The organism is Caproicibacterium sp. BJN0003 (genome assembly GCF_026314295.1).
Classification (GTDB): domain Bacteria; phylum Bacillota; class Clostridia; order Oscillospirales; family Acutalibacteraceae; genus Caproicibacterium.
Genome location: NZ_CP111108.1, coordinates 1161200 through 1186533, shown reverse-complemented (window position 1 = coordinate 1186533; position 25334 = coordinate 1161200). Strand labels below are relative to the sequence as shown.

Here is a 25334-nt window from a genome sequence, read left to right as displayed (position 1 = left end):
AAATGATGAGAGAAATAAAAGGAATTATAGAAAAGGGAATCGGCGGATTTTATTATGTGAGGACACAAAACAAAGATCTCGTCGAATGTAAAGCACGCGGCCTTTTTCGAAAAGAGGGAATCAGTCCACTCGCGGGGGACAGCGTGATTTTATTGGAAGGGGAAGAACAGAGCTATACGATCCATGAAATCTTGCCGCGCAAAAATAAATTGATTCGTCCGCCAATTGCAAATTTGGATCAGTTAATAATTGTTATTTCTGTTTGTGATCCCAATCCTAATATGTTGGTAATTGACAAATTAATTGCAGCGGCAGAGGCACAAAAAATTCAGCCGATTTTAATTTTTACGAAATCAGACCTTCAAAGTGCCAAAAATTTGACTGATGTTTATTCTAATGTTGGAATCCCTTATTTTGAGGTCTCTTCCTCTAAAAAAATTGGGATTGAGCCTATAAAGTCTATCCTAAAAGGAAAATTGACAGCATTGACTGGAAATACGGGAGTTGGAAAAAGCTCGTTGCTGAATCAACTCCTGCCGGGAGAAAATTTAGAGACAGGAGAAATTAGCCGAAAATTAGGACGAGGCCGCCATACAACTAGACAAGTTGAGCTGCTCCCTGTTCCGGGCGGCGGGTATGTTGCGGACACTCCTGGATTTTCTTCTATTCAATTGGAACGGTATGTTCCGGTAAAAAAAGAAGAGCTTCAATATTGCTTCAGAGAATTTATTCCCTATATCGATCAGTGCCAATTTCAAGGATGTTCGCATGTTTGTGAAAAAGGTTGTGCGATTTTAAAAGCAATAAAAGATGGGAAAATTTCAGAATCACGTCATCAGAGTTATTGTGAGATGTATGAACAGATTAAGGAAATAAAGGACTGGAAACGAAAATGAAACAATGTTTGATTATCGGTTCTGCGCCGATGAAAGACCTATCAGTTTTTTCAAAGTATGATCCTAAAAATAGCTTTATTATTTGTGCAGATGGGGGATTGGATACTGCTAAAGCAGCAAAACTTTTACCCAATCTTGTCATTGGAGATTTTGATTCGGCAAAATGTGAGCCTCCAGCAAATGTAGAAGTAATTCGTCTGCAAAAAGAAAAAGACGATACCGATATGATGAGTGCTGTAAAAGAAGGAATCCGCAGAGGATTTCAGTCACTTGTCCTTTTTGGGGCTGCTGGCGGCAGAGAAGATCATACCTATGCAAATTACTGCGCCCTGGAATATATTTCTTCTCAGGGACGTCAGGGCGAAATTGTAATGGATCATACGCACATCTTTATCATGACTCGTGGACGTATGCTGCTTCGTCAAATGAAAGGTGCTACTGTTTCTGTTTTTCCGTTTGGGACTGGAATGTGTTCTGTCACTTATCGAGGAATGAAATATCGGTTGGAAGAGGGAGTACTGGTTTCTAACGATCCACGAGGCACTAGCAATGTATTAATTAATGATGATGCTTCTATCACTCTTCACAGCGGCCACGCGATTATATTTGTTCTAGATCGCGTTTAAAAAGATTCACCTTTTTTTCCTTTGCCGTATATACTGGAGTAACAAACCAGTAAGGGCGGTGAGACAATGCGCAGACCACGCTGTTTTCAAGACGGGAAATGTGCCTGTTATGCAGTCGCATTTGGATTAGGTATGACACTTGCCTGCTGTTTTCCGTCTGGATTCACCTTGTTTGTTATGTCAATCATTATTGTTTGTCTCGGCGCTGCGTTGATTCATCGCTGAAAATTACGGGAGGGATTATCTTGAAAATTGTTGTTGTCCACAGTTCAAAGTTTTTGGCGTTTCTCCTTAGGCATCTGTTTCATATCGACAAAGAGCCCGTACATTCCTGAATTTTAAAGAAAAAATGTTGTATCAAACAAAAAAGACTCCTTAAAAAAGGAGTCTTTTTTTATTTGGTAATAGATTTTGTGGACAGAGGATTCATATTTTACAAGTTATTTGAATATGAATGACACAGAATTACAAAAAGGAGAGATCGAACATGCTGAACCGTGAGGTACTCACCGCAAGTGAAGCGGTTTATAACGGCTGTCAGGAACAGCCAGTGGATGTAGACGTCAGCCTTCCCGATTATTGTCCGGATATTCAGAAGATTTTGAAATGTCAGGTATGCCCGGCTATTTCATCCTGCAGTGCCTCCGGGGATCATCTGGAAGTGGAAGGAACTTACACTGTACGTGTCTTTTATCTGGATTCGGGTGGAATGGTTGTCCGCAGCTATGAGATGGAGGATTCTTTTTTATCAACCATTTCTTTAAAACGTACCGTGGAAAATCCAAGAATTTATGCGTATCTCAAGATGGAATACGTTAACTGTCGGGCTACAAGTCCACGTCGATTGGACATCCATGGAGCTTTTTCTATCTGCGCTCGTGTTTATGGAGCTTGCAATGTAGAAGCTGTTTCCTCTGTAAATGAAGAGAGTGTAGAGGAATTGCCCCAAAATCTGCAGTATACTACTGGCTCCGGCTGCTTCAGGCAGCCATTCACCTTGGAAGATAATCTGGAACTGCCGCAGGGAAAACTGCCCGCAGATCGGATTCTTCGTACTCAAGCGGTGTGCTTCTGCAAAGAAAAGACACCGATGGCAGATGGACTGCAAATTAGTGGAGAAGTTCGCCTGAAAATTCTTTATGCTTCTGCAGAAGAGAGTATGCCGCCGGAAACAATGGAGTACACGATGCCGTTTGACCAGGAGATCGCCTGTGATTCCATGACAGAAGATAGCCTCTATTCTTTGGAAGTTTCGGTTTCGTCTGTCACCGTTCAAATTCATACGGATTATTCAGGTGAACTTACTACTTTTGAAACGCATATTCGCTTAACTGCATCTGTTACTTGTTATGAAGAGCAACAAAAATCCATTTTACAGGATGCTTATTCCCGTACCTGTGAACTAACGCTTACAAAAAAGCAGCAGGAGATTGAGAGTCTAAAACAGCTTTTTTCAGATACCTGTACCCATAAATTTTCGATAGAGGGAGAAAGTCCTATCACCAAAGTCCTTGATCTTTGGAACGAGGCCTGTACCGTATCAGGCACTGTTGAAAATGGAGAGCTAAAATTCTCAGGCAAAATGAATATTTGTGTACTGGCGGTCAACGCAGAAAACACTCCATTTTACTTTGAACGGACAACAGAATTTTCTCTCAGCAAATCATTTGAAGGAACAGGGACGATCCAGTGCATTGCACAAGTGCTTCTGACGGACCTAAGTTATCATTTGACGGATGCTGGCATTGACCTGCGAGCTGAACTTGCAATCACGGCCCAACTTTATGAGCAAAAGACGATTAATCTGATTACGGATGCAGCCTTGGATGAAAGTAAGCCAAAGGTGTTGGATCATACCGCAGCACTTAGTCTCTATTTTGCGTCGGAGGAAGAAAACCTTTGGTCTATTGCACGTGCCTATTGTAGCAGCCTCTCTGCTATCAGAAAAGAAAACGATTTGCCAGAGGACGCTACATCGGCGTCCGGCATGCTATTAATTCCAATGTGAGAGAGGAGGGAATATTCAAATGGAAGAGCGTAATCTTTACGATGATATTGCCCAGAGAACAAATGGCGATATTTATATCGGCGTGGTTGGACCGGTGCGTACCGGAAAATCCACCTTTATCAAAAAATTTATGGATACAATCGTGATCCCCAATATTCAGGAGAAAGCGAAAAAAGATCGTGCTGTCGATGAACTTCCACAGTCTGCGGGCGGCAGAACCATTATGACCACAGAGCCAAAATTCATTCCGGAGCAGGCTGTCCGAATTCAAATTGATCAGAGTGCTGCCTTTTCAGTTCGTATGATCGATTGTGTCGGGTATATTGTTCCGAGTGCTTTGGGGTATATCGAAAATGACGTGCCGCGTATGGTGATGACACCATGGTATGAAGATCCGATTCCATTTAATATGGCAGCTGAAATCGGTACAAAAAAGGTAATCACGGAGCATTCTACGATTGGATTGGTTGTCACAACAGATGGGTCTATCAGCGATCTTCCGAGAGAAGAATATGAAGAAGCGGAAGAACGTGTCATCAAAGAATTAAAAGAGATTAAAAAACCGTTTATTGTTCTGCTGAATTCCGTAGATCCAAGCTCAGAAGAAACAAGAGCAATGGCTTCTCAACTGGAGCAAAAATATAAAGTCGCGGTTTTACCTGTCAACTGTTTGGAACTCGACGAAAAACAAATCCGTGAAATCCTTTCTAAAGTTCTTTTTGAATTTCCTGTCAAAGAAATTAAAGTGGATATGCCGAAATGGCTTTCTGCTTTGGAAAAAGAGCATTGGCTGCGCAGTGCGGTTTATGGTTCCATTCAACAAAATGCGGTTAAAATTAGCCGGATCAGAGACATTACGCCGCTTACACAGCAAATCTGTGGTTGCGAGTATGTTGAGAGTGCAAAGACAGAATCAATTGATCTTGGAACCGGAAAAGCCCGTATTGAAATTCATCTCCAAAAAGAGCTTTTCTATCAGGTATTGGGCGAAAAGACTGGCCTCTCTATCGAAAATGAAGGAGATTTATTATCCTGTATGCTTCGTTTTGCAGATATGCAGAAAGAGTATAACAAGCTGAAAGATGCCTACCATGATGTAGAAGCCGGAGGCTATGGAATTGTAATGCCTGAAATCAGTGAATTGTCATTGGAAGATCCTCAGATTATTCGCCAGGGTGGAAAGTACGGAGTCCGTTTAAAGGCTTCCGCACCGGCAATCCATATGATTAGAACAAATATTACAACAGAGATTACTCCAATCGTCGGCAGCGAAGCACAAAGTCAAGAGATGGTTACTTACCTGCTGAAAGAATTTGAAGAAAATCCCGGAAAGATCTGGGAATCAAATCTGTTCGGAAAGAATCTGCATGAAGTTGTAAATGAAGGTTTACATAATAAGCTCAGCAGAATGCCAGAGGATGCACGTGATAAGCTGCGTGAAACCATTGAACGAATCATCAATGATGGCTGCAACGGTTTAATTTGCATCATTTTATAAAAAAATCAATACAAAACTAAAATTTTAGCGATTTAATACATTTTGTGTATTAAATCGCTTTTTTTTATTGAAAAAAAAGCAAATCAGGGTATACTAATAGAGTATGTTAATTATTTTACAACTTATTTTTGCGCAGTTAAAAATAAACAAAGGAGAGTGAAGCATATGTTTCCAATTATAGAAAAACGGAAACTCAATGACTCCATGACATTGATGGTCGTGAAGGCTCCATTCATTGCAAAGAAAGCCAAAGCCGGACAGTTTATTATTCTTAGAGTAGATGAGTACGGCGAACGAATTCCCTTAACAATCGCGGATTATGACCGTGAAAACGGAACCATTACGATTATTTATCAGATCGTTGGACAAACGACAATGAAGCTGGATCAGCTGAATGTGGGAGACCAGATCCTAGATTTTGTAGGGCCTTTGGGAAAAGCCAGCGAATTGAGTGGACATAAGCGCGCTGCGGTAATCGGCGGCGGAGCAGGATGTGCAATTGCTTATCCGCAGGCAAAGGCACTCCATGCAATGGGAACAAAAGTGGATGTCATCGCAGGATTTCGGAATAAAGATTTAATTATCTTGGAAGATGAAATGGAAAAAGCTTCAAGTCGCCTGTTCTTAATGACAGATGATGGCAGTAACGGAAACAAAGGATTTGTCACAAATGCTCTCCAGAAAAACATTGAAGATGGTGCCGATTATGACCTGGTTGTCGCGATAGGGCCTCTTGTCATGATGCGCGCAGTAGTAAACGTTACGAAACCATATAAAATTCCGACAATTGTCAGCATGAACCCAATTATGATTGACGGTACTGGAATGTGCGGGTGCTGTCGGTTGACGGTAGACGGAGAAACAAAATTCGCTTGTGTAGATGGCCCTGACTTTGATGGCTTTAAGGTCGATTTTGACGAAACCATTAAGCGTTCTAAAACCTATTATGATCAGGAACGTGCTGCAGCAAGAGAAGAAAATTGCAGATTGATGAGAGGTGTAAAGTAAAATGCCAAACATGCAAATGGAAAAAACTCCAATGCCAGAACAAGATCCTAAAGTACGGCGGCATAACTTTGAAGAGGTCTGTCTTGGATACACAGAAGAGATGGCAAAAGAAGAAGCAAAGCGCTGCCTCAACTGCAAAAACAGTCCATGTGTCGGCGGATGCCCTGTAGGGGTGCACATTCCTACTTTTCTCTCTTATGCTGCAGAGGGAAAATTTGAAGAAGCCTACAATGAAATTAAATTGACAAATTCTCTTCCGGCAGTTTGCGGCCGTGTATGTCCTCAAGAGACCCAGTGTGAACAAAGATGTGTACGTGCAATCAAAGGAGAACCGGTTGGAATTGGCCGTTTGGAGCGCTTTGTATCGGATTGGCATATGAAGCACGGAAAAGATGTTGCGAAATCAGTTTCTAAAAATAGTCACAAGGTAGCTGTAATCGGTGCTGGCCCGGCTGGCCTTACCTGTGCAGGAGATCTCGCGGCAAAAGGATACAAAGTGACTGTTTTTGAAGCCCTTCATACAGCTGGAGGCGTACTGATGTACGGAATTCCGCAGTTCCGTCTGCCGAAAGAAACTGTTCAGAAAGAAATTGACAGTTTGCGTGAAGCTGGCGTCTCCATCGAAACCGATATGGTTATGGGAAAAGTATTGGATGTAGATGAACTCTTTTCTATGGGTTATGAGGCAGTTTTTATCGGGACTGGAGCAGGATTACCGAGCTTTATGAATATTCCCGGAGAAGATTTAGTCGGTACTTATTCTGCAAATGAATTTTTAACTCGTGTCAATCTGATGAAAGCTTATAATCCCGATTATGATACTCCTATGATTAAACCAAAACGAGTTGCTGTTGTAGGCGGTGGAAATGTTGCTATGGATGCTGCCAGAACTGCTTTACGGTTAGGAGCCGAAGAAGTTTCGATCGTTTATCGTCGTTCCGAAGAGGAAATGCCGGCCAGAAAAGAAGAGATTCACCATGCAAAAGAAGAAGGCGTAAAATTTGATCTTCTGCGCAATCCGGTTCAGATTCTTGGAGACGAAAGTGGTCACGTAAAAGCAATTGAGTGCATTAAGATGGAACTCGGAGAGCCGGATGCTTCCGGCCGCCGCCGGCCGATTGAAATTCCGGGCAGCAATTATGAAATTCCAGTAGATTGTGTAGTCATGGCAATCGGAAATCGTCCGAATCCGCTGGTTCGTTCTACAACCGAGGGGCTCGAAGCCAATCGGAAAGGCTGCATTGTGGTAGATGACTCCATGAAGACCACCCGTGAAGGAGTCTATGCTGCAGGCGATGCAGTTTCCGGTGCAGCAACGGTTATTCTTGCAATGGGAGGCGGAAAAACAGCTGCAGCTTCTATTGATAAGTATATCCAGTCAAAAAAATAAATTTCTTTTTTAAAAGAGCAGGAAAAGCCCAAATGCTTTTCCTGCTCTTTGCATGTTCGTCCTCTTTTTTTCATAAGATAAAAGTGAGGAGGTGCTTTTTATGAAAGAAGGAGAAAAGATTTTACGGGTCGTTCAGCTAATCGTTTGTGTTGGTGCATTGTTGGCGGCAATTATTTTAAAAACTGTAGATCAACCCGTTTATGGGCAGGTACGCAGTTGGTATCAGCTGCAGGCGGAACAGAATGTTTTACCGAATGATCAGGTAAAAGATTGGGAACGCCAGCTGATTCCAGTATTTCCTTCCTATGATAACAGCAACAGTCAAATATGAGATTTCGCATTTGTCATTGTGAATTTACGATCAGAATATCTTTTCTGCTGATGATTTCTTTTCTGCTGATGCTGGATACTACCGGATTTTTAAGTTATGGTCTGCTTGCAGCTGCAATTCATGAACTTTCCCACATCTTTATGATGATTCTCTGTGGGAGAATTCCTAAAAAAATCTGTCTGACAGCATTTGGAGCAGAAATCAGTGCATCATCGGAAAAAACTTCTTATCAAAAAGATTGTCTAGTGAACCTTTCTGGTCCGGCAGTGAATCTTCTTCTTGGAGGACTTCTTTTTTTGCTGGGAAACCAGACCCTTTTTGCACAGATGAATCTGGCTTTGGGATTATTTAATTTGCTTCCCATCATTCCTCTGGATGGGGGGCAGGCCCTTTTTTCTCTGCTTTGTCTCTATTTCCCGGAAAATACAGTCGAGAAGATTTTAAAAATAATTTCCTTTTGCATCCTTGTTCCGCTGGGTATCCTCGGCTTTATTGTTCTGTTTCGATCTAAATGGAATTTTTCTTTATTGCTTTGTAGTGTTTACTTAATGGCATTTCTGCTGTTGAAGTAAAACGCTAACCGCTTGAAAACTCTCGGAAAGCAGGATATAATAAAGAGAATTCTTTTTGGGAGGATTTCTGTGATTAATAAACAAATGGAAGCTTTGCTTCCGAAAGTTCAAAAACCGGGACGTTATGTAGGCGGAGAGCTCAACAGTATTCAAAAGGATTTAAAAAATATCGATTTGCGATTTGTCTTTTGCTTTCCGGATATTTATGAAGTTGGAATGTCTCACTTAGGGCTGCGAATTCTTTATAGCGAACTGAATCTTCCGGATTATCTATGGTGTGAACGTGCATTTGCACCTTGGACAGATATGGAAGAGCTCATGAGAGAGACACATACACCTCTTTGCGCTCTGGAAAGCGGTGACGCACTCTCTGAATTTGATATTATTGGATTTACTTTGCAGTATGAGCTCTGTTATACCAATGTTCTTAATATGCTGGAACTCGGCGGGATTCCTCTGCTGTCCAAAGACAGAAAAGGGCTTAAGAATCTTGTGGTAGCAGGGGGACCGTGCGTCTGCAATCTAGAGCCAATTGCGGATTTTATTGATCTTGCTTTTGTTGGAGAAGGGGAAGAAGTAGATTTAGAGGTCTGTGACCTTTATCGGGAATATAAAAAGCGCGGTGCCGGGAAAGAAGAATTTTTGGAAGCTGCCGCTAAGATTAAAGGCGTTTATGTTCCTTCCTTTTATGATGTGCAGTATCATGAGGACGGTACTGTAAAAGCGATCACGCCAACTCACGGAGCACCCAAAACGGTCGAAAAGCGATTGATGCTCGATATGGACCATTGCTATTTTCCGGATAAATGCATGGTTCCATTTCTCGAAATTATTCATGACCGTGCAGTTTCGGAAGTGTTTCGTGGATGTATTCGGGGCTGTCGGTTCTGTCAGGCCGGATTTCTATATCGTCCGGTTCGGGAAAAAAGTCCGGATACGGTCAACCGTCAATGCAGGGACCTTTGTGAAAGCACAGGATATGATGAAGTTTCCTTGTCTTCACTGAGTACCAGTGATTATTCTCAGATTAATCCGCTGTTGGATAAGCTTCTTGAGTGGACGAAAGATGAGAAAATTGGCATTTCACTGCCGAGCCTCCGAGTCGACGGATTTCAAAATGAGATGATGAATAAAATTAAATCCGTGCGGCGAAGCGGACTTACCTTTGCACCGGAAGCCGGAACGCAGCGTATGCGGAATGTGATCAATAAAAACATTACAGAAGAGCAGCTTTTAAAAACGGTAAACACTGCATTTTCCGGTGGTTGGACAACCGTTAAGCTTTATTTTATGCTGGGCCTTCCTACCGAAACTTTAGAAGACGTAGAAGGAATAGCACAGCTTGCTCAAAAAGTAGTGGATACTTTTTACGAAAATTCTAATAAGCCAAAAGGGAAGGGCGTTAAAGTAACGGTTAGTGCTTCTGCGTTTATTCCAAAGCCTTTTACACCGTTTCAATGGGAACCGCAGGATACCATGGAGCAGATGCTCGAAAAGCAGCATGTTTTGGTACAGTCCGTTCATTCTCATAAAATCACGCCAAATTGGCATGATGCGTCTACCAGCTTAATAGAAGCTGTTTTTGCACGGGGAGATCGTCGGCTTGGAAAAGCACTTTTAGAAGCAAATAAGCGCCATATGCGCATGGATGGCTGGGATCATTATTTTTCTCTGGAAAACTGGCTGTCTGTTTTTAAAGACTGTGGGATTGATCCTGCTTTTTATGCGAATCGCAGAAGAAGTTTTGATGAGATCCTTCCATGGGATCACATTGACTATGGAATTAAAAAAGAATTTTTAATCAACGAATGCAAGAAAGCATATTGCGCAGCGACAACGCCAAACTGCAGAGAATCCTGTTCTGCATGCGGGGCAGCACGCTTCGGAGGAGGAATCTGCTATGAGAAGCGTTAGAGTCTGGTTCCAGAAAATAGGCGCGGCAAGGTATATTTCTCATCTGGATTTAAGCCGCTGTATTGCCCGGGCAGCACAGCGCGCAAGAATACCGTTGTGGTATACGAAAGGCTTTAACACTCATGCGTATTTAACCTTTGCACTTCCGCTGAGCCTTGGATTTTATGGACTTCGCGAGAGCTTTGATTTTCGAATAGAAGGCGAGATCAGTAATGAGGAAATTAAAGAACGACTGAAGAAAGCATTACCGCGAGATTTGCCGATCCTTGATGTGACAGAACCTGTTATGAAATCATCGGCAATTACTTTTGCCTCTTATGAAATGAAAATTGATTGTGATAATCCGGATGAACTCTCTCAACAATTTCAGGACATGATGAAAAAAGAACATCTGGTTGCGCCAAAACACACAAAAAGCGGTTGGATTGATCTGGATATTCGTCCGGAGATTCAAAAGTTTTCGGTTAAGAAAACAGAAACAGGAATTTTAATTAATGTTTTACTACCGGCAGGAAATCAGTTTAATCTGAATCCCTCGCTTATTTTAACTTGTGCCGAAAAAGAATTTTCTTTTTCGAAACAGGCTGAAATTGTAAGGACTGAACTTTATGACAATAGCTTCAAAAGATTTGTATGAACTATAAAAAATTCTTGCCTTTTTAATCACTTTGTGCTAAAATATAAAAGCATTTGGAAATCTCCGGACTCCCCGGAGGAGTTCAATGCCCGTCGTAAACGACATTGAAAACGGACAGTCCTCTGCAGAAAATTGCATGAATGTCTAATCTTTAGGAGGAAAATCATGGACGCATTAAAATTAATTTCTCAGGATTCCATTAAAGCAGAGCCCCCAAAATTCGAAGTGGGCGACACTGTAAAAGTAAGTGTGAATATTCGCGAAGGAAATCGTGAACGTATTCAGTTGTTTGAAGGAACTGTCATTGCACGTAAAGGTTCCGGAATCAGCGAAACCTTTACCGTTCGCCGCGTCGCTTATGGGGTTGGCGTCGAGCGTGTATTCCCAGTTCATTCCCCGAATGTAAAATCTGTAGAGCTGGTTCGCAAGGGCCATACCCGCAGAGCAAAGCTTTATTATTTACGTGATCGCGTGGGCAAGGCTGCAAAACTTCGTGAAATCGTAAAATAAACAATCGAAAAGATGAGAAGGGACATGAGAGTGTCCCTTTTTTGTATCTTTAAACTTTTAAAAGTTTTGTTCCGTAAAGGAGTAAGAAAGTGAAGCGCAATATAGAAAACACTTCAAAAAATCACAGAGTAATTAGTATTTATGAATGGGTCGAAGCAGTCATTGCAGCTCTGATCATAGTGACGTTGCTTTTTTCTGCGTTTTTCCGTGTGGCAGAAGTGTATGGTACTTCAATGATTCCAAATTTATATTCTGGGGATCGCATTCTTTTAACCGGAATTTATACAAAGCCCACTAACGGAGATGTTGTGGTAATTGCGCCGAATGGTTCTGAAGAAGTTCCTCTGGTTAAACGTGTCATTGCAACCGAAAATCAGACCGTGGATATTGATCGTACTTCGGGGAAAGTGTCTGTTGACGGAGTCGAACTGGATGAAACTAGGTATATAGGGAACAACCGCACCGATCAGCAATCTGATCTGCAGTTTCCGCTGACCGTCCCTTCAGGACATGTGTTTGTTTTGGGAGATAACCGCTCCGTATCGAAAGACAGTCGGAGTGCTGATATTGGATTTATTGATCAGAAAAATATAATCGGCAAGGCTATGCTCATTATATTTCCTTTTGATCGGATGGGAGGAATTGTTTCGTGAGTGAGGCACAGTCAATTCAATGGTTTCCGGGACATATGACGAAAACGCGGCGGCAAATTGAAAAAAGCTTGAAGATGGTTGATGCAGTGGCTGAATTAATTGATGCCCGCATTCCGATCAGCAGCAGAAACCCCATTCTTGGAGAACTGATTCAAAAAAAGCCACGTGTTATTTTGATGAATAAAAGTGATATGGCTGATCCTTCAGCCACCAAGAAATGGATTCACTTTTTTGAAGGACAAAACATTCCTGCCATTGCGCTGGACTGCAAAAGTGGAAAAAGCTTAAATGAATTTATTCCTTTAGTAAAAAAAGTTCTGGCGCCACAAATTTCTGCATGGCAGAAAAAGGGCATGGTTGGAAGAACCATTCGAATCATGGTAGTCGGAGTACCAAATGTCGGGAAATCTTCTTTGATTAACCGCCTTTCTAAATCCAGCAAATCCAACGTGGAGGACAGGCCTGGTGTTACGCGTTCTAACCAATGGTTTACGATCGGCAAAGGATTTGATTTGCTGGATACTCCGGGAGTTCTCTGGCCGAAATTTGAAGACAAGATTGTTGGAGAACATCTCGCTTTTACAGGAGCCGTTAAAGACGACGTTCTGGATACGGAACAGCTTGCTTCGAGATTGCTGGAACTTTTAGTGCGTATCTATCCGCAGGAACTTTGCTCCCGCTATAAGCTGGATGAGACAGACTTACAGAAGTTAGAAGGATGGAAGATCTTACAGCTAGTTGGGAAAAAGCGTGGGATGCTGATCTCCGGCGGGGAAATTGATACAGAGCGAGCTTCTATTATGATTTTGGACGAATTTAGAAGTGCTAAAATCGGACGAATTACTTTGGAACTTCCGGAGGAAAGCAAATAATGCGAGAAAGCAAAGATTCAAAAGACTGGCTCTTTTATGAAAAAGAAGCTTCTAATGAAGGTTTCCAACAAATTTGCGGAATAGATGAAGTCGGACGTGGCCCTTTAGCCGGACCTGTTTTTGCTTCCGCAGTAATTTTGCCAGTTGGTTGTGTGATTCCGGGAGTTAACGACTCCAAAAAATTGTCGCCTAAAAAGCGAGAAGAGTTATTCGCTGTTATTAAAACAAAAGCTGTTGGCTGGGCGGTCGGATTTGCAACCGAACAAGAAATTGATGAAATCAATATTTTGCAGGCGACTTTTCTTGCGATGCGCCGTGCGGTGGAAGCATTGCCGACAAAACCAGATCTTGCTTTAGTTGATGGAAATCGTACACCTTTTCTTGGTGACGGGATAGAAGTTCGCACGATTATAAAGGGAGACGGCAGCAGTGAAAATATTGCCGCTGCGTCTATTATGGCAAAAGTGAGCCGTGACCGTTTGATGATCAAATTAGATGAGCTTTATCCGGAATATGGTTTCGCGAGAAATAAGGGATATGGTACCGCTGAGCATGTTAAGGCACTGCTTCAATATGGTCCCTGCCCAATTCATCGCACTAGCTTTTTAAAGAAGATTCTCGGTGAATCAAATGGCTAATTTACTTGGAGATTGGGGAGAGAAACTAGCTGCAGATTACTTAATAAAACGCGGCTGGAAAATTTTAGCGAGAAATTTTCATTCCCGGTATGGAGAAATTGATATTATTTCCTGCAATAAGGAAATCATCAGTTTTGTAGAAGTAAAAACGCGGCGAAAACATGCAATGGTATCCCCAATGGAAGCGATTACTCCGCAAAAGCAGCACAAAATGATTATGACCGCTCAAACTTGGCTTTTACAATATCCTTCTGATCTTCAGCCAAGGTTTGATGCTGTTGGAATTGAAGTTGGACCGAATAATACGGTGGGGAAAATTCAGTATCTTGAAAACGCATTCCAAAGCGAATAAAATGATTTTATTATTACGGAAAGGAAGTGGCAATCTGATATGAAATATCGGTCCACAAGAGATTTTTCGCAAGAGGCAGTTTCCGCACAGGCAATTGCGCAAGGAATCTGTGAAGATGGAGGACTTTTTGTTCCGGAAACATTTCCAAAATTGACACAGCAGGATTTTATTTTTCTGCAAAATGCAGATTACCAAACACGTGCTCAGAAAATTCTCTCTATGTATCTTACGGATTTCAGCGCAGACGAAATTGAAGATTGCGTAAAAAGAGCTTATACAGAAGAAAAATTTCCAGGTGGCCCTGCGCCGTTATCTCTTGTAAATATTGATAGCGCTAATTTATATCTTTTGGAGTTATGGCATGGACCGACTTGTGCCTTTAAAGATATGGCACTTCAGCTTTTGCCTCATCTTTTGACAAAGAGCCTTCAAAAGATTCAAGCAAATAAAACGGCAATTATTTTGGTCGCTACTTCCGGAGATACTGGGAAAGCAGCTTTAGAAGGATTCCGTGATGTTCCGGGGACAAAAATTCTTGTTTTTTATCCGGAAGATGGGGTCAGCCCCATGCAAAAACGCCAGATGGTTACTCAAGAAGGAAAAAATGTTTTTGTCTGTGCAATTGCCGGAAACTTTGATGATGCGCAGTCTGGAGTAAAAAAACTCTTTACTGATTCAGAAATCCGTCAAAAATTGTCGGAATGCGGAGAAATGTTCTCAAGCGCCAATTCTATTAATTTGGGACGTCTTCTTCCTCAGATCGTTTATTATATTTCTGCTTATTGTGATTTAGTAAAAGAATCAAGGATTAAAGAGGGCGAACAGGTCAATGTCGTTGTTCCCACTGGAAATTTTGGGAATATTTTGGCGGCTTTTTATGCAAAGCAAATGGGACTCCCAGTCCATAAGCTGATCTGTGCAAGCAATTCCAATAATGTTCTTACCGATTTCATTCGCACTGGAATTTATGATCGAAATAGAACGTTCTATACAACAATTTCTCCTTCCATGGATATTTTGATCTCCAGCAATTTGGAACGTCTGTTGAGTCATTTGACAAAATCAGATTGTCAGGTTCGCGAGTGGATGGATTCTCTTTCAAAAACAGGACGGTATGAAGTAACTGATTCTGTAAAAGTTTCTTTAAAAGATCTTTTTTGGGCAGGCTGCTGCAGTGATCAAAACACAAAACAAACGATTCATAATCTGTTTTGCGATGAACATTATCTGTGCGACCCACATACTGCTGTTGCGGTAAACGTCTATCATCAATATCTTTCGGAGACAAAGGATGAAAAGATTCCTGCAATTATCGCTTCAACTGCTAGTCCTTATAAATTTTCAGATAACGTTTTAAGTGCTATTTTAGAAAAACCTTATGATTCTGAGAACGATTTTCAGAAGGCAGTAAAACTTTCGGAATTAAGCGACACTGAAATTCCAGAGCCAATCAAGGCACTGTCTGATAAAAAAGTTCGTTTTACAGAAAGCTGTCATCCGGAAGAAATGAAACAGGAAGTTTTGAAATTTTCAGATGCAGAATAAAAAAAGACAGGAGCCCGGATATGTCGCTGTTTGCAATTGCTGATTTACACCTTTCTTTGGGAACAGACAAACCTATGGATGTTTTTCACGGATGGGAAAATTATACGGAACGTCTTCAAAAAAACTGGGTCTCTTTTATAAAACCGGAAGATACCGTCGTAATTGCCGGAGACATTAGCTGGGCGATGAATTTGCAGGATACGAAAGCGGATTTTACTTATTTAAATCAGCTTCCGGGAACCAAACTGATTCTCAAGGGAAATCATGATTATTGGTGGTCTACGCGCAGAAAGATGGAAAACTTTTTAATTGAGAATGGGTTTTCCACTTTAAAAATCATTCACAATTCCGCTGAATTAGTAGGAGACATCTCTGTCTTTGGCTCGCGCGGATGGCTCTATAATGCAGAGACACCAGAAGATCAAAAAGTGATTAACAGAGAAGTCGGCAGACTAAAGACTTCTCTTGATGAAGCTAAAAAGCTCGGAGGAACTCCGATTGCTTTTCTTCATTATCCGCCGGTTTATGACGGAAATGAATGTACTGAAATTTTGGACGTCCTTTTGGAAAACCATATCAAAGAATGCTATTTTGGACATATTCACGGTAGTCAGGCAATGCGGCGTGCAATCACAGGAAATTATAAAGGCATTCAAATGCATCTAATTTCTTGCGATTATTTGAAGTTTTGTCCGATTTTAGTACGGTAAATGTTAAACAAATTATAAATTCTCCATATTTGTATAGAAAAAACAGAACGACTATGTTATAATTATCAAGATAATTTGCTATTTCGCAGGAGGAAATTAAAATGAGTTTGAAATCATCCAACCAGGTTGCAACTAACCGCTATCAGTTAGAAATTGAAGTTGACGGAGATACTTTTGAAAAGGCAGTTGATCATGCCTATAAAAAGCAGAAAAATCGTATTAATATTCCGGGATTCCGTAAAGGAAAAGCTCCACGTTCTTTTATCGAAAAATATTATGGCGCAAATGTTTTCTATGAGGATGCCATCAATGAGGTTTATCCCAGCGCTCTGGAAGAAGCTGTAAAAGCTGCTAATCTGGAAATGATTGAGGACAAAATTGATTTTGACTTAGTCTCTGCTGAAAAAGAAGGCCTTGTTTTTAAAGCAACCATTACTACAAAACCAGAAGTTACCATTGAAAATTACAAGGGTATTGAAGCAAAAAAGCCTCCTGTAAAAATCACTGAAGATGATATTGCTGCTGAACTAAAGAAAATACAGGAACGGAACGCCAGAATGGTCACTGTAGAAGATCGTGCTGCTCAGAACGGCGATATTGCAGAGATCGATTTTGAGGGCTTTGTCGATGGAAAAGCTTTTGAAGGTGGCAAAGCTGAAAATTACAGCTTGAATCTTGGAGCCGGACAGTTTATCCCCGGATTTGAAGATCAGATCGTCGGTCATAAAGCAAACGATGAATTTGATATTACCGTAACCTTCCCTGAAGATTATCAGGAAGAAAGCTTAAAGGGCAAAGAAGCTGTCTTTAAGATCAAAGTACACGAGGTCAAGAAAGAAGAGCTTCCGGAATTAGATGACGACTTTGCAAAAGACGTCAGCGATTTTGATACTCTGGATGAATATAAGAAAGATGTTGAAAAGAAGCTGACTGAGAGCCGCGAAAATGCTGCAAAAGATGACGTTGACAATCAGCTGATTGATAAGATGGTTGAACTGCTTCAAGGAGAAATTCCTGCAGCAATGTTTGAAAACCGCATCAATGAGGATATCAACGAATTTGCTTATCGGTTGCAGTCTCAGGGGCTCAATTTGGAATCCTACATGAAATATACCGGTATGGATGAAAAAGCAATGCGCGAAAATATGCGTCCGCAGGCTGAGCGTCAGGTAAAACTGCGTCTGGCACTTGAAAAGATTGCCGAGCTCGAAAATGCAAAGCCTACGGAAGAAGATCTTGAAAAAGAATACCAGAAGCTGGCTGAAGGATATCATCTTGATGTTGATAAAGTGAAGAAAGCAATTCCTGCAGAAGATCTTTCCAAAGACTTAAAAGCTGGAAAAGCAATGGATTTCGTCCGGGATAATGCAATTGTTACAGAAGGCGAAGACAGCAAATCTGCTGCAAAGTCAAAAGAAAAAACAGCCAAGTCTTCAAAAACGAAAGCAACAAAAGAAAAAAGTGAAAAGAAAGAATCAGAAGCTTCAGCTGAATAAGCTGCCTTTCTTTTGCCTAATCTTTTAATGAAGTTTGGAGGCAATTTTAAATGAGTTTAGTTCCATATGTAATTGAACAAACAAACCATGGCGAGCGTTCTTATGATATTTTTTCCCGTTTATTAAATGACCGCATCATTATGCTGACAGAAGAAGTTACGGATACTTCCGCCAATCTAGTAGTAGCACAGCTGTTATATTTGGAAGGACAGGACCCTACAAAGGATATCAGTCTTTATATCAACAGCCCCGGCGGTTCTGTAACAGCTGGTATGGCAATTTATGATACGATGCAGTACATTAAATGTGATGTATCTACTATCTGTATGGGATTAGCTGCCAGTATGGGCGCTTTCCTTCTTGCAGCCGGTGCAAAAGGAAAACGTTTTTCACTGCCACACACTGATATTTTGATTCATCAGCCAAGCGGAGGCGTCCCTCAGTCACAAGTATCTGACATCATGATTCATGCTGGTTACTTGGCAAAGAAAAAGGAATTATTGAATCAAATCCTTGCAGAGCGTACTGGTCAGCCGATCGAAAATATTATGCGTGATACCGATCGGGATCATTTTATGACTCCGGAAGAAGCTTTGGAATATGGTTTGATTGATAAAATTATCAAAGATCATAAAACAGAGATAAGCAGGTGATTGTTTGGGCTCAAATGAAGAATTTGGAGATCGCGAACTTTGCTGTTCTTTTTGCGGGAAACCACAAAGTGAAGTTCGCCGCCTAATTGCAGGTCCTGGAGTTTATATTTGCGACTCTTGTATCGAACTATGTAAGTCTATTCTTGACGATGAGATGAATCTCTCAACGCGCCATACAGACTTAGAATCCGGTGCAACAAAAGAGTTGCTGAAACCTCGGGAAATTAAAAAATGTCTTGATGAATATGTAATCGGTCAGGATCGTGCAAAAATGGCACTTTCAGTAGCCGTGTATAATCACTATAAACGTATTTACTATGGGCATAGTGATGATGTTGATCTGACAAAGAGCAACGTCCTTCTGCTTGGACCAACCGGAGTTGGAAAAACACTGTTGGCACAGACGCTGGCCAAAATTTTGGATGTCCCTTTTGCCATTGCAGATGCAACTACATTGACAGAAGCCGGTTATGTGGGCGAAGATGTTGAAAATATCCTTTTGCGTTTGATTCAGGCAGCAGATTTCGATATTGAAAGAGCAGAGCATGGCATCATTTATATCGATGAAATTGATAAAATTGCTCGCAAATCAGAAAATCCTTCTATCACGCGTGATGTTAGCGGCGAGGGAGTTCAACAAGCCCTTTTAAAAATTTTGGAAGGGACTGTCTCAAATGTTCCTCCGCAGGGAGGAAGAAAACATCCTCAGCAGGAATTTCTTCAAATTGACACAACAAATATTTTGTTTATTTGCGGTGGTGCGTTTGATGGCCTTGACAAAATTGTTGAACGTCGAAGTGCTTCAACTTCGCTAGGCTTTGGTGGAGAAGTTCACAGCAAGGCGGAACTGGATGCACATGATTGGATGTCTGAAGTCGTTCCTCATGATCTCGTGAGATTCGGAATCATTCCGGAACTCGTAGGTCGACTGCCGGTTATTACAGCTTTGAGTGGCCTTGATGAAAAAGCGTTGATTCGTATCTTGACAGAGCCGAAAAACTGCCTTGTCAAACAGTATCAAAAACTTTTTCAGCTAGATCAAGTAGATCTGGAGTTTACCGAAGACGCCCTGCTTGCTATTGCACAAATGACCGTTAAACGTCATACTGGCGCGCGTGGATTACGTTCTACGATGGAAAACATTCTGACAAGATTGATGTATAATGTACCTTCCGACTATACAATCGAGAAGATAACTGTTAACAAAGATACAGTCGAGAATGGAGCAGACCCTGAAATTGTTCGTAACCCAGACCGGAAACCGGTAAAAATTAAGATTTCAATTCCGCGTTCCGCCAACAAAAAACGTGGGCGCAGAGATACGGCTTAATTATTTTGTTTTATATAAGGCTGCTGTAAGTGGGGAATAAACTGATTTTCCCCTGCGGCAGCTTTTTTCAATAAGGAGTTTTACAATGAGCAATGAAACACAAAAAGAAGTCGAATTAGTTAGTGCTGAACATCCTCTGATTCCTGTTTTGGCATTACGGGGGCTTGTCGTGTTTCCTGGAATGTCTCTGCAGTTTGACGTAGCACGCCCAAAATCCATCTTAGCGCTAAAGAACTCTATGGATCAAGAGCAAAAGATCTTTTTGGTCGCTCAAAAAGACCTAACTGTTAATGATCCAGGTAAAGACGATCTTTATTCAATCGGTGTAATTGCTAAAGTCAGACAGGTAATTCGGCGCTCTGATGAGGGAATTCGAGTGATCGTCGAAGGAATTTCTCGTGGGAAAATCATTTCCATGCCAGAGGGCAATACGGAATATCTTTCTGCTGAAGTTGCAATCCTTCCCACAAAGGTGACAAAAAAGGTCACTCCGCGGCAAGAAGCACAGATGAGATATGTTCGTACACAGTTTGAAGAGTATATTCGAAACTATACGCAAATTTCTCCGGATCTTGTGATCGGTGTTTTAGAAAAAAAGAATTGCGGTGATCTTGCAGATTATATTGCCGCAAATATCAATTTTGATTATGAACAAAAGCAGCAACTTTTGGAAGAACTTTCTCCTTTTAGTAGACTGCAAAAACTTTCGCGCATATTGAAAGATGAAATTCGAGTATTGACCCTGGAAAATAAAATTCAGGAAAAGGCCAAAGAGCAAATTGACGAGAATCAAAGAGATTACTATCTTCGGGAACAAATGCGTGCAATCGCTGACGAACTGGGGGAGGACGATACCCCTGCAGAAGAAGCCGACCAAATGCGCAAACGCATTCAAGAGGCTGGTATGCCGAAAGAACAGCAGGAAAAATTACTAAAAGAATGCGATCGAATGGCTAAAATGCCTGAAGGTTCTCATGAGGCCAGCGTTATTCTGAGCTATTTGGATACTTGTCTTTCTTTACCATGGAATAGTTCTTCTAAAGAACATATTGATCTTTCAAAAGCGAAAAAGATTATGGATCGTGATCATTACGGACTAACGAAAGTAAAAGAGCGAATTCTAGAATCCTTAGCGGTTAAAAAGCTGAACCCCAAAATGCAAGGGCAGATTATTTGCCTTGTTGGACCTCCGGGAGTCGGCAAAACTAGTATTGCACACTCGATTGCGGAAGCGATTGGGCGAAAATACATTAGAGTCTCGCTAGGTGGTGTTCGGGATGAATCCGATATTATGGGGCATCGCAAAACCTATATTGGTTCTATGCCGGGACGAATCATTAATGCAATCAGACAGGCCGGGGTCAATAATCCGCTCCTTCTTTTGGATGAGATTGATAAGCTCGGAAATGATTTTCGAGGAGATCCTTCCAGTGCTTTGTTAGAGGTATTGGATCCAGATCAAAACTCAACGTTTTATGATCATTATATTGATTTACCATTTGACCTCAGTCATGTATTGTTCTTAACGACTGCAAATGACGCTTCTGCAATTCCTGCTCCGCTTTACGACCGTATGGATGTTATTACCTTGGGCAGCTATACCCATCAGGAAAAATTTCATATTGCAGGAAAACATTTAATTCCCAAACAGCTGAAAAAGAACGGGATTAATTCTGATCAGCTAAAAATTTCTGCATCTGCTATTCATGCGATAATTGATGGTTATACAAGGGAAGCCGGAGTCCGCGGACTGGAACGTATGATCTCAGAAATCTGCAGAAAAAGTGCAATAAAAATTGTTAAAAATTCTAAAATAGTCATTCACGTGACCCCAAAAAATCTCGAAGAGTTTTTAGGCCCTAAAAAATTTCGAGAAGAAAATCAGAATAAAAAAGATCAGGTAGGACTCGTAAATGGATTGGCCTGGACAACAGTTGGGGGAGAAATGCTGCCAATTGAAGTTGCGGTCATGGATGGCAGCGGAAAAATTGAACTAACCGGAAGCCTTGGCGATGTTATGAAGGAATCGGCAAAAACCGCCATCAGCTGTATTCGTACAAGAGCCAAATCGCTTGGAATTCGAACCGATTTTTATAGTAAATATGATATCCATATCCATGCCCCAGAGGGAGCTATCCCGAAAGACGGTCCTAGTGCCGGTGCGGCGATGGCTACTGCAATCACTTCTGCTTTGACCAGTATTCCAATTCGTCACGATGTTGCTATGACCGGTGAAATTACTCTTCTTGGCAGGATTTTGCCAATTGGTGGGTTAAAAGAAAAAACAATGGCAGCTTACCGCGCAGGAATTAAAACGGTTTTGATCCCATCTGAAAATGTTCCGGACTTGGAAGAAGTAGATACGGAAGTTAAAAAATCAGTTCAATTCCTTCCTGTCGAAGAAATCGATCAGGTTTTAAATGTTGCGCTAACCAAAAAGCCTGTCCCTTTACAATAAGAAAGGATATCTCAAATGAAGATTGAAACTGCTGATTTTGAAGCTTCTTTTGGTCGCTCAAATCAGCTCCCATTTTCAACGATGCCAGAAATTGTATTCTCAGGAAAATCAAATGTTGGTAAATCTTCGTTGATTAATAAGCTATTAAATCGAAAATCGCTGGCTAGAGTAAGCTCACAGCCAGGCAAAACAGGAACCATTAATTTTTATCGGCTTGACAACTGTAGATTGGTGGATCTTCCAGGATACGGTTATGCAAAAGTTTCACTTTCTGAAAAAAAGCGTTGGGCTGAATTGGTAGAAGGATATCTTTCAATGAAGCGCGATATCCGACTGATTATCCAGATTATTGATATGCGTCACGAGCCATCGGCTGATGATTTGGATATGGTGTCTTTTCTTGAGAATACTGGATTTCCGTTCTTGATTGCTATAACAAAAAGTGATAAACTGAATAAAACGCAAAGAGCTCTCAATTTAAAAATGTTTCAGGAATTATTTGGGAAACGTGAGATAGGAGTGATTCCCTTTTCTTCTCAAACTGGAGAAGGTGTGGAAGTTTTGCGAAAATGCATTGATGAAAATATAAACTTAATGCCATCTTTGCAGGAAATTAATAAGGAGCAATGAAATTTTATGCTGAATTTTGATCATTTAGCTGTAAATCAGCAGGGACATCTGACAATTGGTGGGATTGATACTACAAAATTAGCACAGGAATACGGAACACCTCTTTATGTAATGGATGAAGATAAAATCCGCAGTATCTGCCGAATGTATCAGAATTCTTTTAAAAAATGCTATCATGGGAATGGAATGCCACTTTACGCCAGCAAAGCTTTTTGCTGCAAGGAAATGTGCAGGATCGTCAATGAAGAGGGAATGGGACTGGATGTTGTCTCTGGAGGCGAATTGTACACAGCTCTACAAGCAGGATTTCCGGCAGAACGAATTCAAATGCACGGAAATAATAAAACGCCTGATGAACTTTCTTACGCAATTAATTCGGGTGTAGGGCACATTGTTATTGATAATATGGATGAACTCAAGATGTTGGACGAAATGGCAGGAAAACTTCATCAGGCAGTTGGAGTTTCCTTACGGATTAAGCCTGGCATTGATGCACATACTCATCAGTTTATACGGACCGGACAAATTGATTCCAAGTTTGGATTTGCGTTGGAGACCGGCGAAGCCATGCAGGCCGTAAAAATGGCAATTCATGCGAAAAATTTGAAGCTTTTGGAACTGCACTGCCATATTGGCTCTCAAATTTTTGAATTACAGCCCTTCGTACTGGCAGCTCAGGTTATGATGGATTTTATGCAGCAGATTCGTAAAGAGACCGGCGTCATGTTACCGGAGCTAAACTTGGGAGGTGGTTTTGGCATTCAATATATTGCCTCCGACAATTCTCTCCCGTATGAGTCTTATATGGAGAAAGTTTCAGAAGCGATCGGCCAAAAGTGTAAAGAATACGACTTTACAGAGCCAAAAATTTATATCGAACCAGGTCGTTCTATTGTAGGAGAAGCTGGGATTACACTTTACACGATTGGAGCTGTAAAGCAAATTCCTAATATTCGTACATATGTTTCTATCGATGGCGGTATGACTGATAATCCGCGCTATGCGCTTTATCAGAGCGATTATACTGTCATTGTAGCAAATCATGCAGACCAGCCTGCAAAGCAAATTGTCACTGTCGCCGGAAAATGCTGTGAATCAGGGGATCTGATTCAGAAGGATGCTCCTCTGCAGATGTGTAAAGCGGGCGATTTATTGGCGGTCCTTTCGACTGGAGCTTATAATTATTCCATGGCTTCTAATTATAATCGAATTCCACGTCCTGCCGTTGTGATGGTTCATGATGGAAAGACCCGTATTGCTGTAAAGAGGGAAACCTATGAGGATCTTATTCACAATGATTTATAATGGCTGAACGATTTACTTTTTCCCTTTTCTGTGCTAAAATATAAATTCAGGAAGACGAGGAGTGAGTAAAAAATGAATTCGAAATTAAAAGACGATAATGTCGATTTTTTATTTGAAGCAATTTTATCTTTAAAGTCCGCAGAAGAATGTTATAATTTTTTTGAGGATCTTTGTACTGTTCCAGAAATTAAAGCAATGTCTCAGCGAATTGTGGTGGCTCATATGCTTAGCACAAAACGTGTTTATAGTGATATTGTAGAAAAAACTGGTGCTTCTACTGCAACGATCAGTCGTGTCAATCGGTCTTTGCATTATGGATGCGACGGTTATAGTTTGGTTTTTGGCCGAATAAAAGATGTCCCCAAAAGTGAATCAGAGACCGGAGATATAAAATCAAAATGAGTTATTCGGCTTTTGCAAATTATTACGATTATTTAATGAAAGATGTTAATTACCCGGCGCTGGCACAATACCTGCGCCGGGTTTTGGCACAATTTGGGCATACTCCTAAACTTGCATTGGACCTTGCTTGTGGTACCGGCAGCTTAACCTTGGAACTCAAGCAAATGGGAATTGACATCTATGGAATCGATGCCAGCCCTGATATGCTTTCGATTGCGCAACAAAAAGTGGCTGCAGCGGGAGAGAAAATTTTATTTCTTTGCCAAAAGATGCAGAATTTAGATCTTTATGGGACGATCGATACTGTTTTTTGTACTTTGGATAGCTTAAATCATCTATCCGGAAAAAAAGAACTTTTAAAAGCTTTTCAGAAAGTTTCTCTGTTTCTGGAGCCAAATGGATATTTTGTTTTTGATTTGAATACGCCATACAAGCATCAGCATGTTTTAGCGGATCATACTTTTGTTTATGATCTCGATCCTGTTTATTGTATCTGGCAGAATCTTTATGAAGAACGTGAAAATCGAGTCTCTATTTCTCTGGATTTCTTTAAAAGGGAAGGGCAAATTTATCATCGAAGCCATGAAAATTTTTACGAATATGCCTATTCTATCGATGACATTCGTTCTTTATTAGAACTATCAGGTTTGCAGATGCGCGCAGTTTATGAAGATTTTACTTTTAACGCTCCGACAAATCACACAGAACGAATTTTGGTGGTTTCTGAAAAATCATCTGTAAAAAACATGGAAAAAGTTATTGACAAATAAAGCAAGATATAGTATCATATATAAGTCGCTGATACGAAAGTATTCGCTCTGTTGGGAGCATAGCTCAGCTGGTTAGAGCACCTGCCTTACAAGCAGGGGGTCATAGGTTCGAGTCCTATTGTTCCCACCA

The 25334-nt window shown here is 41.0% G+C and carries 26 protein-coding genes and 1 tRNA gene; all 27 read left to right on the top strand.

Features of this window, described 5'->3' with window-relative positions:
- Window positions 1–2 precede the first annotated feature (2 nt).
- Window positions 3–896, top strand: coding sequence for a ribosome small subunit-dependent GTPase A (gene rsgA / locus OP489_RS05950; RefSeq protein ID WP_323135429.1), 894 nt, complete (start codon window positions 3–5; stop codon window positions 894–896).
- Complete coding sequence (locus OP489_RS05945; protein WP_266163402.1) at window positions 893–1522, top strand: thiamine diphosphokinase; 630 nt, start codon at window positions 893–895, stop codon at window positions 1520–1522. Before rsgA ends, OP489_RS05945 begins: the two co-directional genes overlap by 4 nt.
- Window positions 1523–1588: 66 nt before the next feature.
- A complete protein-coding gene (locus OP489_RS05940) occupies window positions 1589–1747 on the top strand; it encodes a hypothetical protein (protein WP_180340764.1) in 159 nt (52 codons plus the stop codon).
- A 262-nt stretch (window positions 1748–2009) separates the two neighbouring features.
- A complete protein-coding gene (locus OP489_RS05935) occupies window positions 2010–3530 on the top strand; it encodes a DUF3794 domain-containing protein (protein WP_266163400.1) in 1521 nt (506 codons plus the stop codon).
- A gap of 19 nt (window positions 3531–3549) precedes the next feature.
- Window positions 3550–5028 carry a stage IV sporulation protein A gene (gene spoIVA, locus OP489_RS05930; RefSeq protein ID WP_266163399.1) on the top strand — a complete coding sequence of 493 codons (1479 nt, stop codon included), beginning with the start codon at window positions 3550–3552 and terminating at the stop codon, window positions 5026–5028.
- 165 nt (window positions 5029–5193) lie between these two features.
- On the top strand, window positions 5194–6036 hold the full coding sequence (locus OP489_RS05925) for a sulfide/dihydroorotate dehydrogenase-like FAD/NAD-binding protein (RefSeq protein ID WP_266163398.1): 843 nt from the start codon (window positions 5194–5196) through the stop codon (window positions 6034–6036).
- Between the two features lies 1 nt (window position 6037).
- On the top strand, window positions 6038–7426 hold the full coding sequence (gltA, locus tag OP489_RS05920) for an NADPH-dependent glutamate synthase (protein WP_266163397.1): 1389 nt from the start codon (window positions 6038–6040) through the stop codon (window positions 7424–7426).
- 100 nt (window positions 7427–7526) lie between these two features.
- Entirely contained in the window at window positions 7527–7757 is a 231-nt protein-coding gene (locus tag OP489_RS05915; RefSeq protein WP_266163396.1) for a hypothetical protein, read from the top strand.
- Window positions 7754–8329, top strand: a complete 576-nt coding sequence (locus OP489_RS05910; protein ID WP_266163394.1) for a site-2 protease family protein — start codon at window positions 7754–7756, stop codon at window positions 8327–8329. The genes OP489_RS05915 and OP489_RS05910 overlap by 4 nt, the downstream gene beginning before the upstream one ends.
- Before the next feature lie 84 nt (window positions 8330–8413).
- On the top strand, window positions 8414–10243 hold the full coding sequence (locus OP489_RS05905; protein ID WP_266163486.1) for a TIGR03960 family B12-binding radical SAM protein: 1830 nt from the start codon (window positions 8414–8416) through the stop codon (window positions 10241–10243).
- Window positions 10230–10880, top strand: coding sequence for a TIGR03936 family radical SAM-associated protein (locus OP489_RS05900; protein WP_266163393.1), 651 nt, complete (start codon window positions 10230–10232; stop codon window positions 10878–10880). Before OP489_RS05905 ends, OP489_RS05900 begins: the two co-directional genes overlap by 14 nt.
- Window positions 10881–11045: 165 nt before the next feature.
- Window positions 11046–11390 (top strand): 50S ribosomal protein L19, encoded by a 345-nt coding sequence (gene rplS / locus OP489_RS05895; RefSeq protein ID WP_266163392.1) that lies wholly within the window; start codon window positions 11046–11048, stop codon window positions 11388–11390.
- An 89-nt stretch (window positions 11391–11479) separates the two neighbouring features.
- On the top strand, window positions 11480–12043 hold the full coding sequence (gene lepB / locus OP489_RS05890) for a signal peptidase I (protein WP_266163391.1): 564 nt from the start codon (window positions 11480–11482) through the stop codon (window positions 12041–12043).
- The gene (ylqF, locus tag OP489_RS05885; RefSeq protein WP_266163390.1) at window positions 12040–12915 is read left to right on the top strand and encodes a ribosome biogenesis GTPase YlqF; all 876 of its coding nucleotides are present in this window, start codon (window positions 12040–12042) and stop codon (window positions 12913–12915) included. Before lepB ends, ylqF begins: the two co-directional genes overlap by 4 nt.
- Entirely contained in the window at window positions 12915–13553 is a 639-nt protein-coding gene (locus tag OP489_RS05880) for a ribonuclease HII (RefSeq protein ID WP_266163389.1), read from the top strand. Before ylqF ends, OP489_RS05880 begins: the two co-directional genes overlap by 1 nt.
- Window positions 13546–13905 carry a YraN family protein gene (locus OP489_RS05875; protein ID WP_266163388.1) on the top strand — a complete coding sequence of 120 codons (360 nt, stop codon included), beginning with the start codon at window positions 13546–13548 and terminating at the stop codon, window positions 13903–13905. Before OP489_RS05880 ends, OP489_RS05875 begins: the two co-directional genes overlap by 8 nt.
- 39 nt (window positions 13906–13944) lie before the next feature.
- On the top strand, window positions 13945–15450 hold the full coding sequence (thrC, locus tag OP489_RS05870) for a threonine synthase (protein WP_266163387.1): 1506 nt from the start codon (window positions 13945–13947) through the stop codon (window positions 15448–15450).
- A 20-nt stretch (window positions 15451–15470) separates the two neighbouring features.
- The gene (locus OP489_RS05865; RefSeq protein ID WP_266163386.1) at window positions 15471–16160 is read left to right on the top strand and encodes a metallophosphoesterase; all 690 of its coding nucleotides are present in this window, start codon (window positions 15471–15473) and stop codon (window positions 16158–16160) included.
- A gap of 101 nt (window positions 16161–16261) precedes the next feature.
- Window positions 16262–17656 (top strand): trigger factor, encoded by a 1395-nt coding sequence (tig, locus tag OP489_RS05860; protein WP_266163385.1) that lies wholly within the window; start codon window positions 16262–16264, stop codon window positions 17654–17656.
- Window positions 17657–17706: 50 nt separating this feature from the next.
- The gene (locus OP489_RS05855; RefSeq protein WP_266163383.1) at window positions 17707–18309 is read left to right on the top strand and encodes an ATP-dependent Clp protease proteolytic subunit; all 603 of its coding nucleotides are present in this window, start codon (window positions 17707–17709) and stop codon (window positions 18307–18309) included.
- A gap of 4 nt (window positions 18310–18313) precedes the next feature.
- Window positions 18314–19639 (top strand): ATP-dependent Clp protease ATP-binding subunit ClpX, encoded by a 1326-nt coding sequence (gene clpX, locus OP489_RS05850; protein ID WP_266163382.1) that lies wholly within the window; start codon window positions 18314–18316, stop codon window positions 19637–19639.
- A gap of 85 nt (window positions 19640–19724) precedes the next feature.
- Window positions 19725–22097 carry an endopeptidase La gene (gene lon / locus OP489_RS05845; RefSeq protein ID WP_266163381.1) on the top strand — a complete coding sequence of 791 codons (2373 nt, stop codon included), beginning with the start codon at window positions 19725–19727 and terminating at the stop codon, window positions 22095–22097.
- 15 nt (window positions 22098–22112) lie between these two features.
- On the top strand, window positions 22113–22727 hold the full coding sequence (yihA, locus tag OP489_RS05840) for a ribosome biogenesis GTP-binding protein YihA/YsxC (RefSeq protein WP_266163379.1): 615 nt from the start codon (window positions 22113–22115) through the stop codon (window positions 22725–22727).
- A 6-nt stretch (window positions 22728–22733) separates the two neighbouring features.
- Window positions 22734–24032, top strand: coding sequence for a diaminopimelate decarboxylase (gene lysA / locus OP489_RS05835; protein WP_266163378.1), 1299 nt, complete (start codon window positions 22734–22736; stop codon window positions 24030–24032).
- Window positions 24033–24104: 72 nt separating this feature from the next.
- The gene (locus tag OP489_RS05830) at window positions 24105–24434 is read left to right on the top strand and encodes a YerC/YecD family TrpR-related protein (RefSeq protein ID WP_180340785.1); all 330 of its coding nucleotides are present in this window, start codon (window positions 24105–24107) and stop codon (window positions 24432–24434) included.
- The gene (locus OP489_RS05825) at window positions 24431–25204 is read left to right on the top strand and encodes a class I SAM-dependent DNA methyltransferase (RefSeq protein WP_266163377.1); all 774 of its coding nucleotides are present in this window, start codon (window positions 24431–24433) and stop codon (window positions 25202–25204) included. The genes OP489_RS05830 and OP489_RS05825 overlap by 4 nt, the downstream gene beginning before the upstream one ends.
- Before the next feature lie 53 nt (window positions 25205–25257).
- Window positions 25258–25334 (top strand) — tRNA-Val (locus OP489_RS05820).